This is a genomic window from Kluyvera sp. 1366, assembly GCF_054823405.1.
In genome coordinates this window covers 173,155-190,702 of sequence record NZ_JBTRDW010000002.1, presented here as the reverse complement: position 1 = coordinate 190,702, position 17,548 = coordinate 173,155, and the positions used below count along the sequence as shown (strand labels likewise).

14 protein-coding genes are annotated in these 17,548 nt (G+C 57.2%); 7 read left to right on the top strand and 7 right to left on the bottom strand.

Annotation, left to right across the window (positions count from 1 at the left end; all coding sequences use genetic code 11):
* Positions 1 to 269: 269 nt before the first annotated feature.
* From guaD to dcp, 5 genes are all read left to right on the top strand, one after another.
* On the top strand, positions 270 to 1,598 hold the full coding sequence (guaD, locus tag ACVLVH_RS04400) for a guanine deaminase (protein ID WP_192233899.1): 1,329 nt from the start codon (positions 270 to 272) through the stop codon (positions 1,596 to 1,598).
* Entirely contained in the window at positions 1,595 to 3,037 is a 1,443-nt protein-coding gene (gene xdhA / locus ACVLVH_RS04395) for a xanthine dehydrogenase small subunit (RefSeq protein WP_192411810.1), read from the top strand. The genes guaD and xdhA overlap by 4 nt, the downstream gene beginning before the upstream one ends.
* On the top strand, positions 3,027 to 5,393 hold the full coding sequence (xdhB, locus tag ACVLVH_RS04390) for a xanthine dehydrogenase molybdopterin binding subunit (protein ID WP_192411811.1): 2,367 nt from the start codon (positions 3,027 to 3,029) through the stop codon (positions 5,391 to 5,393). The genes xdhA and xdhB overlap by 11 nt, the downstream gene beginning before the upstream one ends.
* Positions 5,380 to 6,162, top strand: a complete 783-nt coding sequence (gene xdhC, locus ACVLVH_RS04385) for a xanthine dehydrogenase accessory protein XdhC (protein ID WP_101764362.1) — start codon at positions 5,380 to 5,382, stop codon at positions 6,160 to 6,162. Before xdhB ends, xdhC begins: the two co-directional genes overlap by 14 nt.
* A 72-nt stretch (positions 6,163 to 6,234) precedes the next feature.
* Entirely contained in the window at positions 6,235 to 8,283 is a 2,049-nt protein-coding gene (gene dcp / locus ACVLVH_RS04380) for a peptidyl-dipeptidase Dcp (RefSeq protein ID WP_192411812.1), read from the top strand.
* 24 nt (positions 8,284 to 8,307) lie between these two features.
* Here dcp and hpxO read toward each other — a convergent pair whose 3' ends face one another.
* Positions 8,308 to 9,465, bottom strand: coding sequence for an FAD-dependent urate hydroxylase HpxO (hpxO, locus tag ACVLVH_RS04375; protein WP_101764364.1), 1,158 nt, complete (start codon positions 9,463 to 9,465; stop codon positions 8,308 to 8,310).
* Positions 9,466 to 9,715: 250 nt separating this feature from the next.
* Here hpxO and ACVLVH_RS04370 point away from each other — a divergent pair, with 250 nt between their 5' ends.
* Both ACVLVH_RS04370 and ACVLVH_RS04365 read left to right on the top strand, forming a co-directional pair.
* A complete protein-coding gene (locus tag ACVLVH_RS04370; protein ID WP_101764365.1) occupies positions 9,716 to 9,955 on the top strand; it encodes a hypothetical protein in 240 nt (79 codons plus the stop codon).
* A 75-nt stretch (positions 9,956 to 10,030) separates the two neighbouring features.
* Entirely contained in the window at positions 10,031 to 11,293 is a 1,263-nt protein-coding gene (locus ACVLVH_RS04365; RefSeq protein ID WP_192411813.1) for an acid phosphatase, read from the top strand.
* A 40-nt stretch (positions 11,294 to 11,333) separates the two neighbouring features.
* Here the strand turns inward: ACVLVH_RS04365 and ACVLVH_RS04360 are convergent, their stop codons facing one another.
* The 6 genes from ACVLVH_RS04360 to ACVLVH_RS04335 all read right to left on the bottom strand — a co-directional run bounded on the left by ACVLVH_RS04360 (position 11,334) and on the right by ACVLVH_RS04335 (position 17,538).
* Entirely contained in the window at positions 11,334 to 11,834 is a 501-nt protein-coding gene (locus ACVLVH_RS04360) for an RES family NAD+ phosphorylase (protein ID WP_192411814.1), read from the bottom strand.
* Positions 11,834 to 12,316 carry an Xre family toxin-antitoxin system antitoxin gene (locus ACVLVH_RS04355; protein WP_154193487.1) on the bottom strand — a complete coding sequence of 161 codons (483 nt, stop codon included), beginning with the start codon at positions 12,314 to 12,316 and terminating at the stop codon, positions 11,834 to 11,836. The genes ACVLVH_RS04360 and ACVLVH_RS04355 overlap by 1 nt, the downstream gene beginning before the upstream one ends.
* A gap of 117 nt (positions 12,317 to 12,433) precedes the next feature.
* Positions 12,434 to 13,918, bottom strand: coding sequence for an FGGY-family carbohydrate kinase (locus ACVLVH_RS04350; RefSeq protein WP_498948834.1), 1,485 nt, complete (start codon positions 13,916 to 13,918; stop codon positions 12,434 to 12,436).
* A 60-nt stretch (positions 13,919 to 13,978) separates the two neighbouring features.
* Positions 13,979 to 14,818 (bottom strand): class I fructose-bisphosphate aldolase, encoded by an 840-nt coding sequence (locus ACVLVH_RS04345; protein ID WP_192411816.1) that lies wholly within the window; start codon positions 14,816 to 14,818, stop codon positions 13,979 to 13,981.
* Complete coding sequence (locus ACVLVH_RS04340; protein WP_192411817.1) at positions 14,802 to 16,556, bottom strand: glycerol-3-phosphate dehydrogenase/oxidase; 1,755 nt, start codon at positions 16,554 to 16,556, stop codon at positions 14,802 to 14,804. Before ACVLVH_RS04340 ends, ACVLVH_RS04345 begins: the two co-directional genes overlap by 17 nt.
* A complete protein-coding gene (locus tag ACVLVH_RS04335; protein WP_101764372.1) occupies positions 16,549 to 17,538 on the bottom strand; it encodes a sugar-binding transcriptional regulator in 990 nt (329 codons plus the stop codon). Before ACVLVH_RS04335 ends, ACVLVH_RS04340 begins: the two co-directional genes overlap by 8 nt.
* Positions 17,539 to 17,548 lie beyond the last annotated feature (10 nt).

Below are 17,548 nucleotides of genomic sequence, written 5' to 3'. Positions count from 1 at the left end.
TGCAATGGCGCACCACAAAGACGCATCCCAACAGGCGATAATCACGCCATACGCAGTAAAACTCGCCGCAATGTTAAATAGCAACCGTTTGCGATAGCAGGCAACCGGTTGCGCATACGTTTGCTCGTCAAGCTTGACACAAAAACGCATCAAAACAACCTATTATATTGAAAGTAAACAATATTTTTTGTTCTTTGCATTGGCATGCGCTTTGCAAACTATCTTTAAGGCAATCACCTGCACTCATAAAAAAGCACCAAGGAACCATTATGCCTTACGCACCCGAAACGCTGCTGCGCGCCAGCTTCTTTGATTTCACCGCACTGGCCGCGCAGCCAGACGACATCGCTGCCAATGCGCGCTATCTCGAAGATGGCTTATTAACGCTGCGTGACGGCAAAGTGGTCAGCCTTGAAAGCTGGCAAATCGCGGAAGGGCGCGTTGATCCCACGCGCGTCACCGATCTGCGTGGCAAACTGATCGTGCCCGGCTTTATCGATACCCATATTCATTATCCGCAAACCGAGATGATCGGCGCCTTTGGCGAACAGCTGCTGGAGTGGCTCAACCAATATACCTTCCCGGTGGAGAGCCAATATCACTGTCCCGATCACGCGGCAAAAATGTCGGCGTTCTTCCTGCACCAGCTGCTGTCGAACGGCACCACCACCGCGCTGGTGTTCGGCACCGTGCATAAGCAGTCGGTCGACTCGCTGTTCAGCGCCGCGCAGCAGCTGGATATGCGGCTGATCGCTGGCAAAGTGATGATGGATCGCAACGCGCCTGAATACCTGACCGAAACGCCGGAAGAGAGTTATCAGCATACGCGTGAACTGATTGAGCGCTGGCATCAGCGCGGTCGCCTGAGCTATGCGCTCACCCCGCGCTTTGCACCGACCTCGTCGCCGGAATTGCTGGATAAAGTGCGTCAGCTGCGCGAGGAGTTTCCTGATGTCTGGATGCACACGCACCTAAGTGAAAATCCGCAGGAGATCGCCTGGGTAAAAGCGCTATTCCCGGAGCGCGCAGGCTATCTTGATGTTTATCATCATCACCAACTTACCGGCAAACGCAGCGTGTTCGCGCACTGCCTGCATCTGGAAGATCAAGAGTGGCAATGCCTGCATGACACCGATTCATCAATTGCCTTCTGCCCGACCTCAAACCTGTTCCTCGGCAGCGGATTATTCAATATCAAACGCTGCTGGCAGCAGGGCGTGCGCATGGGCATTGGCACCGACGTTGGCGCAGGCACCACTTTTAATCTGCTGCAAACGCTGGGCGAAGCCTACAAAGTTGGCCAGCTACAGCAGTACAAACTCAGCGCCTGCGAAGCGTTCTATCACGCCACTTTAGGCGGCGCGCACGCGCTCGATCTGGACGACGTTATCGGCAACTTTAATCCCGGCAAAGAGGCCGATTTCGTGGTGCTTGATGCGGCGGTGTCGCCGCTGCAGAAGCTGCGCAATGCCAATAGCAAAGATATCTGGGAGCGGCTGTTTGTAATGATGACGCTTGGCGACGACCGCAACATCGCGCAAACCTGGGTGAGCGGCAAACCGGTTTGGCAGCGCGAAAGTGAGGAGCAAATCGCATGATCCAGTTCTTACTCAACGATCGTTTAATCACCGAATGCGAGCTTGATCCCAATCTCACCGTGCTTAACTACCTGCGCGGCCAGCAGCAGCGTCGCGGTACCAAAGAGGGCTGCGCGTCTGGCGATTGCGGTGCCTGCACCGTCACGCTCGGTAAAGTCGTCGATGGGCAGATGCAGTATCAGGCGGTGAACAGCTGTTTGACGCTGGTCAGCAGCCTGCAAGGCAAGCAATTGATTACCGTGGAAGATCTCAAGCAGGGCCGCGAACTGCACAGCGTGCAGCAAGCGATGGTGGATTGCCACGGCTCGCAATGCGGCTACTGCACGCCGGGTTTCGTGATGTCGCTGTTTACTCTGCAGAAAAACAGCGCTGGCTGGGATCGTCATCAGGCAGAACAGGCGCTGGCGGGTAATTTATGTCGTTGCACCGGCTATCGTCCGATCATGGATGCGGCGCAGCAGGCGTGTGAACAACCTGATGCAGATGCCTTCAGCGCCAATGCACCCGCGCTAGTACAGCGTTTACAGGCGCTCAGCAACAATGAAGTACAGATCATCGAAGCTGCGGGCAGCCGCTGCTATCTGCCGAAAACAGTAGCGCAACTCGCCGAGCTCTATCAGCAATATCCTGAAGCCCGTCTGGTGGCTGGCGGTACCGATCTGACACTGCAAATCACTCAGCAATATCAGCGCTTGCCGCTGCTGATCGCGCTGGAGCAGATTGATGAGTTGAAGGTCTGCCACGAAGATGAAACGCATCTTTATCTCGGTGCTGCCGCCTCATTGCAGCATTGCTATCAGTTTTTAGCGCAGCACATTCCGGCGTTTAGCAGCATGTTGGAGCGTTTTGCCTCATTGCAAATTCGTAATCAGGGCACGCTCGGCGGCAACATTAGTAACGCATCGCCGATTGGTGATTGCGCGCCGATGCTGCTGGCTTTAAATGCGCATCTGGTTTTGCAGCAGGGTGAAAAGAGGCGAGAAGTCCCGCTCGATCAATTCTTTACCGCCTATCGCCAAACGGTCTTGCTGCCGGGTGAATTCATTCGCAGCATCACCATCGCTAAAGTGACGGTGTCACCCAACTTTGCGGCGTGGAAAGTGGCTAAACGGCTGGATGATGATATTTCCGCAGTTTTCGCCGCTATCAATCTGCACATCGCGGAAGGGGTAATTGTGGAAGCGCGGCTCGCCTTTGGTGGTATGGCCGCCACGCCGAAACGCGCGCTGGCGGCTGAAGCACAACTGCTGGGCCAGCCGCTGCATCTCAGCGCCATCGAAAAAGCCTGCGCCGCGCTAAGTGTGGATTTCCAGCCACTAAGCGACTTCCGCGCCAGCGCCGATTATCGCCTGCAGGTGGCGCGCAATCTGTTGCGCCGCTACTACGCACAAGCGTCTGGCGAGCTGACCATTACTGAGGTATCGCGCTATGTCTCATAACCGTCCGGAACTGAACGAAACGCTGCTGAAAGCCCAGTTTGCCACCGACATGCAAACGGGCGTCGGGCGCAGCAATAAACATGAAAGTGCCGACAAGCATGTCTCCGGTGAAGCGCTGTATATCGACGACAAGCCGGATCTGCCGGGATTGCTGCATCTCTGTCCGCGTCTGAGCGAGCATGCGCATGCGCGCATCACCAAACTGGATGTGCAGCCATGTTACGCGGTGCCGGGCGTAGTCAGCGTGCTGACGTGGCGCGATGTGCCGGGCCTCAACGATGTCGGTCCGCTCGAACCGGGCGATCCGCTGCTGGCGCAGGACACAATCGAATATTTCGGTCAAATCGTCATTGCCGTCGCCGCTGATTCACCGGAAGCGGCGCGTGCCGGCGCCGCAGCGGCGATTGTTGAGTACGAAGCGCTACCGGCCGTCCTCGACGTGCGTGAAGCGCTGGAACAGCGTTTCTTTGTACAGCAGCCGCACATTCACCAACGCGGTGATGCTGACGCTGCGCTGGCGCGGGCGTCACGCCGTATTCAGGGCGAATTTCACATCGGCGGTCAGGAACATTTCTATCTGGAAACCCAGACGGCGCTGGTGATCCCCGGCGAAGATGACAGCTTGCAGGTGTTCTCCTCGACGCAAAATCCCACCGAAGTGCAGAAGCTGGTGGCGGAAGTGATGGGCATCACCATGAACAAAGTCACCATTGATATACGGCGCATGGGCGGTGGCTTTGGCGGCAAAGAGACGCAGGCGGCAGGCGTGGCGTGTTTGTGTGCCATCGCCGCGCGTCAGCTGCGTAAACCGGTAAAAATGCGTCTGGCGCGCCGCGACGATATGAAGATCACCGGCAAACGCCATCCGTTTTTTGTCCGCTACGATGTCGGCGTCGATGACAATGGTCGCTTCTGCGGCGTGAAGATCGATCTGGCCGGCAACTGCGGTTATTCACTCGATCTCAGCGGATCGATTGTCGATCGCGCGATGTTCCACGCCGATAACGCGTATTACCTCGGCGATGCACTGATTACCGGCTATCGCTGCCGCACACATACCGCCTCGAACACCGCGTACCGTGGCTTCGGCGGGCCGCAAGGCATGGTGGCGATTGAGCAGATCATGGATCACGTTGCGCGCGAAGTAGGAGTAGATCCGCTAGAACTGCGCAAACGTAACTATTACGGCAAAACCGATCGCAACATCACCCATTACCACCAGCAGGTGGAAGACAATCTGCTGGATGAGATGACGGAGCAATTAGAAACCAGCAGCGAATACGCCGCGCGGCGTCGTGACATCAGCGCATTTAACGCCAGCAACCGTTTTATGAAACGCGGACTGGCGCTGACGCCGGTGAAATTCGGCATCTCATTTACCTCCAGCTTCCTCAATCAGGCCGGCGCGCTGATTTTGATTTACACCGATGGCACGGTGCAGCTCAATCACGGCGGCACCGAAATGGGCCAGGGCTTAAACACCAAAGTGGCGCAGATTGTGGCGGAAGTGCTGCAGATTGATATCAGCCAGATTCAGGTGACCGCCACCGATACCGGTAAAGTGCCCAACACCTCGCCAACCGCAGCGTCCAGCGGGGCCGATCTCAACGGCAAAGCGGCGCAAAATGCCGCACAAATCCTGCGCGATCGCCTAACCGAGATGCTGTGTCAGCAACATCAATGCGCGGCAGACGCGGTGCATTTCAGCAACGGTATCGTGCGCGTCGGCGAGAAGCACTTCACCTTCGCCCAGGTTGCACAGCAAGCGTGGCTTAATCAGGTGCCGCTTTCTGCCACCGGTTTCTACAAAGTGCCGGGCATCCATTACGATCGCGCCGCCGGACGCGGCAAACCGTTCTATTACTTCTCCTACGGCGCGGCCTGCTGCGAAGTGCTGGTGGATACGCTGACCGGCGAATACCGCTTGCTGCGCGCCGACATTTTGCATGATGTGGGCGCGTCGCTGAATCCGGCCATTGATATCGGCCAGGTTGAGGGCGGTTTTGTGCAGGGCATGGGCTGGCTCACCTGCGAAGAACTGGTGTGGAACGACAAGGGCAAATTGCTCACCGATGGCCCGGCCAGCTACAAAATCCCGGCGATCAGTGATGTGCCCAGTGATTTGCGCGTCACGCTGGTTGAGAACCGCAAAAACCCGCAGGACACGGTGTTCCACTCCAAAGCCGTCGGCGAACCGCCGTTCATGTTGGGCATCGCCGTGTGGTGCGCATTGCAGGATGCGGTTGCCAGCGTTGATAACTATCGTCGCCATCCGCAGCTGGACGCACCCGCCACGCCGGAGCGAGTATTCTGGGGGATTCAGCGCTTATCAGGAGCGGACCATGATTTATCATGACTGGATCAGCGTGTTGCACAGCCTGCGGGAAAAACGCGAAAGCTGCGTACTGATTACCGTGCTCAGCGAGCGGGGCTCTGTGCCGCGCGATCGCGGTAGCAAAATGGTGGTCAGCGCCACTGACACTTTTCTCACCATTGGCGGCGGCCATCTCGAATATCAATGCATTGCTCAGGCGCGAGAGATGCTGCAGCAGCGCTGCACTCAACCGCGCAGTGAAGAGTTTGCGCTGGCTGCACGTCTCGGCCAATGCTGCGGTGGTCACGCCACTTTGCTGTTTGAACCGCTGATGCAGCAGCAGCCGGAAATCCAGGTGTACGGTGCAGGTCACGTTGGCCAGGCGCTGGTAAATCTGCTTGCCACTTTGCCGTGCCGCATCACGTGGATTGACAGCCGCGCCGCGCAGTTTCGCGCCGTGCCGCCCGGCGTGACGGTGCGTCAGGTTGAGGATCCGATTGACTGCGTGCAGGAAGCCGCGCCCGACAGCTATTTTGTGGTGATGACGCACGATCATCCACTCGATCTGGCGCTCAGCGAAGCGATCTTGCGCCGCGGTGATTTTCGCTATGCCGGTGTGATTGGTTCTGCCACTAAAGCGCAGCGCTTTCGCTATCGCTTAGAGGGCAAAGGCATTGCGGCAGATTCCCTCGCACGTTTGCGCTGCCCGATTGGTTTGGCGGATGTGAAGGGCAAGTTACCGGCGGAAATTGCCGTCGCGGTGGCGGGAGAAATCATCAGCGTTTATCAGCAGCAGGCGATAAGTTGTTGAGTGACGAGGAAACTGCCAGGATAGAACCATCCCGCCGCCACCGTGCGGCGTTGCTGATTATCAGGAGCGATAATGAATTCACGAGCTAATCCGTTTTTCACCGCCAGCACCTTGCCGTATCAAACCCCGCCATTTGACCAGATTCAGGAAGAGGATTTTCTGCCGGCGCTGGAGGCGGGGATTGAAGAGAAACGGCGCGAAGTGGCGGCGATCGCCAGCAATCCTGACGCGCCAACCTTCGCCAACACCTTTGAGGCGCTGGAGCGTAGCGGCCAGTTGCTGAAGCGCGTGAATCTGGTGTTTGGTGCCATGACTTCCGCCAACACCAGCGATCGCCTGCAGGAAATCGATGAACTGATTACCCCGCAACTCACCGCGCTCAATGATGAAATCTACCTGAACAGCCAGCTGTTTGCTCGCCTCGATACCGTTTACCAGCATCGCGGTTCGCAGTGCCCGGATGCCGAAGCGATGCGGCTGGCGGAAGTCACCTGGCAGCATTTTCGGCTGGCCGGTGCCAGCCTGAGCGACGCGGATAAAACCCAGCTGCGCGCCTGCAATCAGGAGCTGGCGAGCCTCAGCACCCGCTTCGGTAATAAGTTGCTGGCGGCCACCAAAGCCGGTGCTTATGTGGTGAGCAATGTTGCGGCGCTGGCCGGATTAAGCGAGGAAGAGTTGGCGCATGCCAAAGCGGCGGCCGAAGCACGTGGCTTGCACGGCGAATGGCTGATTGCTCTGCAAAACACCACGCAACAACCGGCGCTGCAGGCGCTGGAAGTGCGCGCCACGCGTGAAGCGCTGTTCCAGCAGGCGCTAACACGCAGCGAGCAGGGCGATGATAACGACACGCGCGACATCGTGTTACGCATGGCGCAACTGCGCGCGCAGCAGGCGAGTTTGCTCGGTTTCAAAACCTATGCCGAATGGAGCATGCAGGATCAGATGGCGAAAACGCCGGAGGCGGCTTTTGCCTTTATGCGCAATATTGTCCCTGCCGCGCGGGCCCGCGCGGAACGCGAAGCCGCCGACATTCAGCAGGCCATTGAAGCCGCGCATCACCGTTTTCCGCTGCGCGCCTGGGACTGGAGTTTTTATGCCGAGCAGGTGCGTAAAGCCCAATACGCGCTGGATGAGAGCCAAATCCGCCCGTACTTTGAGCTGAATAACGTGCTGGAAAAAGGTGTATTCTGGTCGGCCAGCCAGCTGTTTGGCATTCGCTTTAGCCAGCGCCACGATCTGCCGGTTTATCATCCGGACGTTAACGTCTACGAGATTTTCGATGCCGACGACACGCCGCTGGCGCTGTTCTACACCGATTTCTTTAAGCGTGATAACAAAAGCGGCGGCGCGTGGATGAGTAATTTCGTCGACCAAACCACGCTGCTCGGCACCAAACCGGTGATCTACAACGTGTGCAATTACACCAAGCCGCAGGCAGGCCAGCCGGCGCTGCTGAGCTGGGATGAAGTGATCACGCTGTTCCACGAGTTTGGTCATGCGCTGCACGGTTTGTTCGCCACGCAACGCTATCCGAGCTTGTCGGGTACCGCCACGCCGCGCGACTTTGTCGAGTTCCCGTCGCAGATTAATGAGCATTGGGCCAGCAACGAAGCGGTGTTTGCCAACTATGCGCGCCATTACAAAACCGGAGAGGCGATGCCGGCTGAGCTGCGTGACAAGATGGTGCGCGCCGCGAAGTTCAACAAAGGTTACGACATGACCGAACTGCTGGCCGCCGCGCTGCTGGATCTGCAGTGGCATTCACTGACCACGCACGACAATCCGCAGGACGTCAGCCACTTCGAGCTGCAGGCGCTGGCCGCCGAAAACATTGCGCTGCCGACGGTTCCGCCCCGTTATCGCTCCAGCTATTTCCGCCATATCTGGGGCGGCGGCTATGCAGCCGGTTATTACGCCTATATCTGGACGCAGATGCTCGCCGATGATGGCTATCAAGCCTTTGTCGAACGTGGTGGATTAACACGTGAAAACGGTCAGCAGTTCCGCGAACATATTCTGTCACGCGGTAACAGCACCGATTTGCAGCATCTGTGGCTGGCGTGGCGCGGCAAAGAGCCGGAGATCGGCCCTATGCTGAAAAATCGTGGATTAGAGTCGTAGAACCGCCATTGATGGCGACCTGGTTCAACCCAGCGGACCGCCTTCAATGGTATCGCACATGCCGGCCAGCACGCGCTCGCCGGTTTCGTTTTTCAAATCTGCATACCACGCCGCCGTCACTTCCGCGTCTTTAGCGTGCGTCACATCGCAGCGCTTACGGGCTTTCAACACCAAATCTTTGGTGCGCTCAACGCGTCGGGCTTCATAGCGCAACAACGCATCCTCAATCCCTAAAGAGTGTGACGCCAGCGTCTGCGCCAGCACCACCGCATCTTCCATCGCCGCACAACCGCCTTGCCCGATATCCGGCGTGGTGCTGTGTGCGGCATCGCCCAGCAACGCCACGCGACCTTTAACAAAACGGCTAAACGGTTCGATGTCGTGGATTTCCACACGGTTGGTGGTTTCCGGATTGAGGCGTTCAATCAGACGCTGCACCGGTTCGGCCCAGCCGCTGAAGTAGCCTTTGAGATCATTTTTCAACGTTGCGCGATCTTCCGGCAAGCCTTTTGGCAGCGGAACATCAAAGAAGAAATAGAAGCGGTTATCGCTGACCGGCATCAGCGACACGCGTTTGCCTTCACCGACAAAAGTGGTCCATTGATCGGCGGGCGCAATCGCTTCATCAATCGTCACCAGGCCGTTCCAGTTGACGTAACCGGCGTAACGACGTTCCACGCTTTCACCCAGCACATAGTGGCGGATCACCGAGTGCGTACCATCGGCGGCAATCAGAAAATCACCTTCGGCCTGGCTACCGTCATCAAACCATGCGGTGACGCCATGCTCGGTTTGCTCAACCTGCGTGACGCGTTTACCAAAGCTAATGCGCGAACGTCCGTAGGTATCGATCAGCATCGCCTGTAACTCCGCGCGCGCCACCGGATAGGGATATTCCCCCACCTGCTGCACCAGCGGTTTCATGCTGAAGCGGGTGAGCGTGCTGCCGCTGTGCGCATCGTTGTAGGCCATAAACGCCATGTTGCCGCCCAGTGCGCGCAGCGGCTCTTTCATGCCCAACGCGTTGAGACATTTCACGCCGTTAGGCCAGATAGAGATCGCCGCACCCACCGGCTTCATCTCTTTCACTGCTTCAAATACGGCGGTGTCAAAACCCGCTTTCTCCAGCGCAATCGCAGCACTCATACCGCCAATGCCCGCGCCAATCACAATCGCTTTCATATCCGTCTCCTTTGCTATGCATTAAAGACTGCAACTTTTGTACCAGGTTGGAAGATTGGCCGAATGGAGGCTAACTCATTGATTTAAAATCAACGAAGCAGCATCTGATCTTGCCGCTCTGCACTACAGTGGCGCACGCCCATGCACTGCAGCAGAGCAACTTCTGTGTAAGAGTGAATCGATTGTTTCAGCATGGTAATTGGCTCCGCAGCAGCCATACTCATTACACCCGTTCTGCGAGGACTCAATCATGAAATGGATAATGGCTTTTACCTTGTTGTTCAGCGCCAGCGTGCTGGCACAACCGCAATGGCAGCCGGAGCGAAAAGCACCGGTGGTGCAGCTGACGCCGATTGCCGCGAAGTGCGATGTTTCAGCCTGTCAGCAAAACTGCTATGTGCAGCAATCACAGTGTAAAAATGACAATAACGGCGGCTGCGGCTCGCTGGCACAAATTTGCGTACAAAACTGTGCCAGTCAGTGTCGTTAAATGAAATAAATCTGTCATAACCGAGTGCTAGCGTGTTTCCCCGGCAAGGTAATATTTTGATAACAGGGGAAAATAATGAAAACCCGCTTCACACTGATTGCATCGGTTATTCTGCTGGCACAGCAGGCACATGCGGTTTCACTGCCCGATGCGGCCGCGCTGGCAGGCTTAACCTCCACCGGTTCCACCTCCGCTTATAGCGATCTCGAACAGCAATCGCTGCAGGCTGAACGTCAGGCGCTGCAAGGTGACAGCAGCACGTTGACGCGCGAGCAACTGGAAAAAGTCAAACAGACCGCGAAACAAGCTGATACGCAGTGGCTGAAAAACAGCGGCTACGATTTCAAAATGAAAGAGAACCAGCAGGCCGGAATTGCTCTGCTTTCGGGCTTTAGCACGTTGCCCGCCAGCGTACTTGATGCCAGCCAGGCCACCGTCACCCACATCAACCTGAACGCCACGCAAAATGTGCGTCATCAGGCCCTGGCCGATGCAGAAGCCATCAGCTATCTCTATTTCCTCTCTGATGCGCTTGGTCCGCGCCTTGGCAAAGCCTTCCTCGCCGCTTACGACAAAGGTGAGATCGGCAAAGCCGCCGCGCTGATCAAAGCAAGTGAAGTCAGCGCCAGCGCGGCGAAAAAGCACTTTAACTATCCGCGACCGTTCCTGCGCGCGGGCAACAGCATTCATCTGGTGCCGGACGATGTGGTGGTCAAAGACAACGTGCGTTACACCGCCGACGGCGGCTCTTTCCCGAGCGGCCATACCAACACCGGTTATACCGATGCCTTGTTGTTAGCCGAAATGGTGCCGGAACGTTTTGAAGCATTGGTGACGCGCGGCGCACGCTACGGTTATTCGCGTTTAGTGTTGGGCGTGCATTACCCGCTGGATGTGATGGGTTCGCGCATGGTAGCGCAGCGCAACGTGGCGAATTATCTCAATGATGCGCGCTATCAGGCACTGTTTAGCGAAGCGCGCGATCAGCTGCGTGCTGCGCTGGAAAAAGAGTGCGGCACGTCGCTGGCAGAGTGTGCGCGCAGCAATGGCAAGGACGATCCGTATCGCTCACCGGCGATGAAGCAGTTCTATCGTTTCACCATGAGTTATAACCTGCCAAAAGCCAATGTGCAGAACGCGCCTGTTAAAGTCCCGCAGGGCGCGGAGATCCTGCTGAAAACCGCGTTGCCGCAGCTGTCTGATGCGCAGATTCGTAGCCTGATGGTGAAAAGCGCGCTGCCAAACGGTTATCCGCTGTCTGGCAACAGTGCGGATCAGTCATTCTGGCAACGTGTCGATTTAACGGCGGCTTTTGCTTTAGCGAAACCGGCGCGTTGATGGGTCTCTCGCCATGAATGGCTATCCTGCGTAAGCCTTTTCATCCTTTAATCCGACGATCAAGCGCGAAGGGCGATGACGTGGCTTGTGCAAATAGGGCTGAGGCGGCGGGATGGTCGGGATTGAGAATGGCGTTGTCTTCGCCGGTCAAAATGCTGGGTACCGTTAACAGCAAAGGAAAGCCGCCTTGCACATCGAGGAACGCAGCGCCAATCGCCTGTGTCTCTTCCTGCTGCTGATACTTTTGCCAATCGTCGGGCAGTTTATTGCTGTCCAGCGCCATGATTTCGCTCTCAGGGATCGGCAGAGTAAAAATCACAAAGCGGCTCTTCTCCAGCATCGCTTTACCGGCATGCACCACCAGTTCCAGCGTGGCGAGCGCCTTTGAACTGCTGAGATACACCGTCTTAATACCGGGCGGATTCCAGCGTCCGCCCCATTTTTCAGCGCCAGCGCCGCTAAATGCCTCGCTGGCGTACTCTTCTTTCACGAGTCGATAAAACAGCCGATAGGGAGCATCCGGTTCCTTCCGTTGCGTCATTACACAATTACTCCGTGTTCCAGGCGACCAATCAGCGTTAACACCGCATCACAACCCGCAGGCGTGCTCAGCATCTCCATCGGCAATGCATCATCCAGTGCCAACGCAGGTTGATACATCCAGTGCATGGCAGCGTCAACGTCACCGGCAAATAATTGCAATACGGCATCCAGAATTTCGAACACCTGATACACGCGCGCACCTTGCTCCACCGAAAGTTGCGATCCGGCTTTCTCGCGGCGGCGATAGGTATTGCGATCGATAGAGACCATCTGGGCCACATCCAGCGGCGTTGCTTTCAGCACCGTGGCCGCGCGTTCAACGATGCCGACATCCAGACCTTCGGTGATCAACTGGTGCGCTTTCAGCGGATTACGCGGTAAGCCCATTTGATCCATAAACGATTGCTGAGCGTGCTGGATCAGCGTGGGATCGAAGACGCGTGCGGCATTGCCGTGATTGAATGGGGATGCAGTTGTCATAACAACCTCCTGAACAATGTTCATTTGAACATTTTGATAGCTCAAGTGTACATCACTGCGCAGGGGTTGTCATTTTTTATACGACCTTAAAACTAATGCATTGTTAATAAACAATAATCAACTGGCTTCCTGCCACATCTCGCGCATCGCCAGCTCCAGCTTTTTAAACACCCGATAACGTACGTCGTGAAACGCAACGCGATCCGCTCGCGGCAACAATTCGCCGGGATTGATCTGCACCGCCTGCTGCGCGGCCTCGGCAAGATTGCGCCACGCGCCGACGCCCACACCGGCACACAAGGCGGCGCCCAGCGCGCCGGTCTCTTTGCACTCCGCCACGCGAATCGGTATGCCTAACACGTCAGCAAACATCTGCGGCCAGATGCAACTGCGCGCCGCGCCGCCCGACAAAATGGCCTGCGTAAAAGGGATGCCTGCCGCACGCAAGCGATCAATATGCGCCCGATGGGCAAAGGTCACACCTTCGAACAGCGCAAACAGCATATCGGCGCGCGTATGCCAGCCGCCTAAGCCATAAAACCCGGCCTTGGCCGGTTCCGATTTGCGTCCGGAATAGAGATAAGGATGATAGAGCGGTAGCTGGGCATTGGGTTGCACGTGCGCCACGCTATCGCTGCTGCGCGCCGCGCCCTGACCGCCGCGACCATCGTCGAATTCGCGCAGGAACCAGTCGAGATTCGCCGCCGAGGTGGCGCTGGCCTCAATCGCCATATAACGGTCGAACTCTATAATGGAGTTCATAAATACCGGGCGCAGATAGTCGGGTTTATCCACCACCACCTGATTGATGCTCCACGTACCGGCGACAATCGAGGCTTGACCGGTGTTCACCACGCCTGAACCCACGGCGCTGGCCACCACATCAAATATGCCCGCCACCACCGGAATGCCCGCCGGTAATCCGGTGAGTTGGGATGCACGTTCTGTGACATGGCCAACCACCTCGCAGGATTCACGCAGTTCGGGCAGCAGGGCGAGCGCCTCTTCGATGTCGTACAGCGCCATCAATTCACGGCTGTAGCCGCGCGCACGATAATCAATTAAGCCGGCGCCGGCGGCATCTGAAAAATCAGCGCTAATCGCACCGCTGAGAAAATGGGCGATAACGTCTTTCGCGCAGAGTAAATGGCCGATTTGCGCCCAGCGCTCGGGTTGATGTTGCTTAATCCAGCTGATTAATACCGGCGTTGCCGCAGGCCAGGGTTTTTGCAGCGAAATCTGGTAGATGCGCTTATCCGCGCCGCTCATTTCCAGCGCGTGCACCTTGTCACAAGCTCGATGATCGATAGATTGAATACCAAACAGTGGCTGCTGATGCTTATCCAGCGCGAACAAACCGTTGCCGTGGCCGGCCGCGCCAACCGCAATTACATCGCTGGCGGGCGTCTCCGCCTGCCCCAGACAACGGCTCACCGCATCGCTGACGCCATGCCAGATATCCGCCACCGGCCGTTCGGCGTAGCCTTCCTGCGGACGATGGGTTTCTCCCGCGCACTCGGCCACCGACAATACGCGACCGCTGAGATCAAACAGCACCGCTTTGATCATGGTGTTTCCGGCATCAATACCGACTATCTTCATATCCGACTCCGTGCAACTGGCGAAGACGGCGCACCGCTTAAGCGCCGGTGCAGGTAAGGCTTAACCCTGCTGATAGATTTCCAGGGCGTCCGCGCCGCTGGCGCCCTGATGAATAATCGCCATCAGCGCTTTCACCACGCGTGACGGATTATCGTGTTGATAAACATTGCGGCCATACACCATCCCGCTGGCACCTTGCGCCATCAGCGCGGCACTTTTGGTCAGTACGCCAGCCAGTTCACCTTTGCCGCCGCCGCGCACCAGCGTGGGACAGCGTGCCGCTTCCACCACGCGATGAAAATCTTCCACGTTCTCAGTGGGATCGGCTTTGATGATATCGGCACCTAACTCACGCGCCAGCCGCACCAGCGGCACAATTTTCTCGACATCGCCGAGTGAGCCGTAAGCCGCGCCTTGTCCAGCGGGGGCCATCACCAGCGGCTCAATCATCAGCGGCATGGCGTAGCGATCGCAAGCCTGGCGCAAGCGGCCAATATTTTCGACGCACATGCGGAAAATGCCCGGTTCATCCGGGATCAGATAGAGATTCACTACCACTGCGGCGGCGTCCATCTGCAACGCGGCAAGAATCGGTTCATCCGGATTGTGCAGCACCGCCCACATTTCCCGGTGACGCGCCGCGTTGTAGGCATTGCCCACATCGGTGCGCATCACCAGCGCCGGTTTGCGTCCCGCCACACGCTGCAGCAGATCGGCCTGACCATAGTTGACCTGAATCGCATCCGGCTGCGCGGCGATCAGGTTATCCATCACGCCCTCAATATTCTCCAGTCCGATGAGAAAATCAGGCTCGTTGGCGATACCGTGATCAATGGCGACATCCAGACATTTACCGTGCTGAAACAGACGCTGCATGCGCACTTTATTGGTTACTAACATGTCGTGTTTCCTCCTGAAAAACCGTGGGGTAAAGGCCGGTAAGCCCGTGCAACCGTGCCAAATTGGCGCAGCCGCGCTGCAGCTGCTGCGTGCGTTCGCTATCACTCCAGCCGAGCGTCGCGGCCATGATCTGCGCGATCTCCTGCACCAGCGGCGCGCTAAGTTCACCGCAAATCGCCAGCGAGGTGCGGCGCACCAGCAAATCCTCCAGCTGACAAACCTGCTCGTGCTCAATCAGATACCGCAATTCGACATCGCTGTAGGCGGCGTGATGCTGCAACATTTGCTCGCCGTGCTGCTGGATCAGCGCCAGCAGCGGCAGGGCGCGGCTGCCGTAACGTTTGGCGAGTTGCATTACGCGCGGTAGCGGCACGCCATAACGCTGCGCCAGTTGCGCCAGCCACGCGGTTTGTCCTGAAGGTTTGGGGAAATCACGTCCGCCGCCAATCGGCACATCACCGCTGGAGACCTGCCGTTTTTCGCCGAGCAGCCGCAGCACGCGATCTGCCGCCTCTTCACCAAACTGGCGGAAAGTGGTCCATTTGCCGCCGACTAAACAGAGCGTGCTCCAGGCGCGATTGGCGTCAGCTGGCAACACCACTAACGAGTGATTGCGCGAGATTTGGCCGTTGAGTTTAGCCTCGCTGGCGGGCAGCGGACGTACGCCGCAGAAGGTGTAAACGATGGCGGAATCCGCCACCTCGATATGCGGGAAGACGAAGCGCAGTGACTCCAGGATATAACTCTTTTCCTCCTCTTCGCACACCACTGCATCGGGATCGTCCACGCGGATATCGGTGGAACCCACCAGCACCTTGCCAAACCACGGAAACATGATGCAGACGCGGCCTTCCTGGTTTTCGAAATAGACCATTTCGCCGTCCAGCATCTGCAGCAATTCAGGATGATCGAGGATCAGATGCGAACCTTTGGTGCCGCCAATCAGCTTTGGCAGATCGCGGTTGGAGGTGATGCGTTGGTTAAGCTGGTCGATCCATGCGCCACCGGCATTCACCAGCACATGCGGTTGCAGGCTAAATCGCTCACCGCTCAACGCATCCTGCAAAATAACCGTTTCGCCCTCGGCGCTGACCAGCTGCAGATAATTGAGCGCCAGCGCCTCTGGACAGGCTTTTTCGGCATCATCAATCAGCTCAAATCCCAGCCGCTCGGGCGCGCTGATCCAGGCATCGTAATAGCTGGCGCTGTATTTCACCCAGGGCGCGAATCCTGGCCAGCGGTCACGCGTGGCGGCTTCATTGCGCACCTGATGCTTCGGCATCGATCCATATTGGCGGGTGTAAATGTCATACAGGCTAAGCCCGGTTTTGATCAGCAACGCCCCGCGCCGCGTCGGTTTATCGCTCAGGCGTAGAAAACGGCGGGTAGCATTCACTAAGCCGCCAGCGAGATTATCGATCGGCACCGTGGTGCGTAGGGGGAAAACATAGTGCGACGCATTTTTCAGCAGGCGATCGCGCTCGGTGACCGACTCTTTGACCAGCGTGAATTCACCGGTTTCCAGATACCGCAAACCGCCATGAATCATGCGCGACAGCGCACCGCTGGCGGCCTGACACCAGTCGCCTTTTTCCACCAGAATCGCCGGAATGCCCTGTAACGCCAGCTCACGAAACGTACTGATACCGTTGATGCCGCCGCCGACAATCAACACCGGTGTCGATGAACGCAGGCGCAGGGCGCTCAGACGTTGTTCGCGGGTTTTAATGTTATCCATGAGATGCTCCTCGGCTCAGGGCCAATTCCAGTACGCCTGCCGCAGTCGATTCATCAGTGACCATGCCTTTCAGCCACTGACCGTGCAGCACGCAGTCAATCGGGTCCACTTTGTCACGACCAGCCACCACCGCCATTGAGAAGGGAATGCGTTGCAGTTCAGGCAACGTCAGGCCAACCAAACGCCGGTTGGCATCGAACGGAGCCGGTTGGCCGTTAGCATCCAGCAGCCAGGCTAACAGTTCACTGCGCGCACCGCTGGTTTCAATGCTGGAGGAAGCATGGCGCGCCGAGAGGTTAAGATCGTAGTAGCTGGAGTTGTCGCTATGAATTGATCCTAAACCCACTACCGCTAACGTGGCGTTACGCGCTTTATCCAGCACCTGGTCGACGGCGCTAATGCCCATCAGCATGTCGCGTTCATCGGCAGAATCAGTAAAAAGCGGGGCGTGAATCTGCCATGCGTGTCCGCCAAGACGCGCCGCCATTTCCGAGGCCACATGATTGACGTCGGTGTAATGTTTGCCTTGCACGCAGCCCAGCGCGGGTACCACTTGAACATCGTATTTACGTGAGGGTTGTAATGCTTCAACCAGCGCACTTACACCTTTGCCACCAGTAATAGCAATGACATCGCCATCCTTTAAGCGTGATAACAAATATTCTGCCGCCGCTGCGCCGACCATTTGCAGACTATGATCCTCACTGCGTGCAACGTTCGGCGCCACCACCACCTGTTGCAACTGACCGAGGGCAGCCAGATCGCTCTCCAGTTGATGTGCTGAAAGCCAAGGGGATTTGATGGTGATTTCCACCATGCCGCTCTCCTTGCCCTGACGTATCAGACGATTAACACTGGCAACCGATAAGCCGGTTTCAACCGCAATCTCCGACTGTTTCTTGCCATCGAGGTAATACATCACCAGAACTTGGTAAATCTGACGCGCGCTATGAAACGCAGGGTGCTCATTAGCGAATTCCATGGGCGATAAT

Coding starts and splice junctions, on each gene's coding strand:
- ACVLVH_RS04345 (WP_192411816.1), bottom strand. CDS start 14,818: ATGTTAGTAACCAATAAAGTGCGCATGCAGCGTCTGTTTCAGCACGGT.
- xdhB (WP_192411811.1), top strand. CDS start 3,027: ATGTCTCATAACCGTCCGGAACTGAACGAAACGCTGCTGAAAGCCCAG.
- ACVLVH_RS04365 (WP_192411813.1), top strand. CDS start 10,031: ATGAAAACCCGCTTCACACTGATTGCATCGGTTATTCTGCTGGCACAG.
- xdhA (WP_192411810.1), top strand. CDS start 1,595: ATGATCCAGTTCTTACTCAACGATCGTTTAATCACCGAATGCGAGCTT.
- xdhC (WP_101764362.1), top strand. CDS start 5,380: ATGATTTATCATGACTGGATCAGCGTGTTGCACAGCCTGCGGGAAAAA.
- ACVLVH_RS04370 (WP_101764365.1), top strand. CDS start 9,716: ATGAAATGGATAATGGCTTTTACCTTGTTGTTCAGCGCCAGCGTGCTG.
- ACVLVH_RS04340 (WP_192411817.1), bottom strand. CDS start 16,556: ATGGATAACATTAAAACCCGCGAACAACGTCTGAGCGCCCTGCGCCTG.
- dcp (WP_192411812.1), top strand. CDS start 6,235: ATGAATTCACGAGCTAATCCGTTTTTCACCGCCAGCACCTTGCCGTAT.
- ACVLVH_RS04360 (WP_192411814.1), bottom strand. CDS start 11,834: ATGACGCAACGGAAGGAACCGGATGCTCCCTATCGGCTGTTTTATCGA.
- ACVLVH_RS04350 (WP_498948834.1), bottom strand. CDS start 13,918: ATGAAGATAGTCGGTATTGATGCCGGAAACACCATGATCAAAGCGGTG.
- ACVLVH_RS04355 (WP_154193487.1), bottom strand. CDS start 12,316: ATGACAACTGCATCCCCATTCAATCACGGCAATGCCGCACGCGTCTTC.
- guaD (WP_192233899.1), top strand. CDS start 270: ATGCCTTACGCACCCGAAACGCTGCTGCGCGCCAGCTTCTTTGATTTC.
- ACVLVH_RS04335 (WP_101764372.1), bottom strand. CDS start 17,538: ATGGAATTCGCTAATGAGCACCCTGCGTTTCATAGCGCGCGTCAGATT.
- hpxO (WP_101764364.1), bottom strand. CDS start 9,465: ATGAAAGCGATTGTGATTGGCGCGGGCATTGGCGGTATGAGTGCTGCG.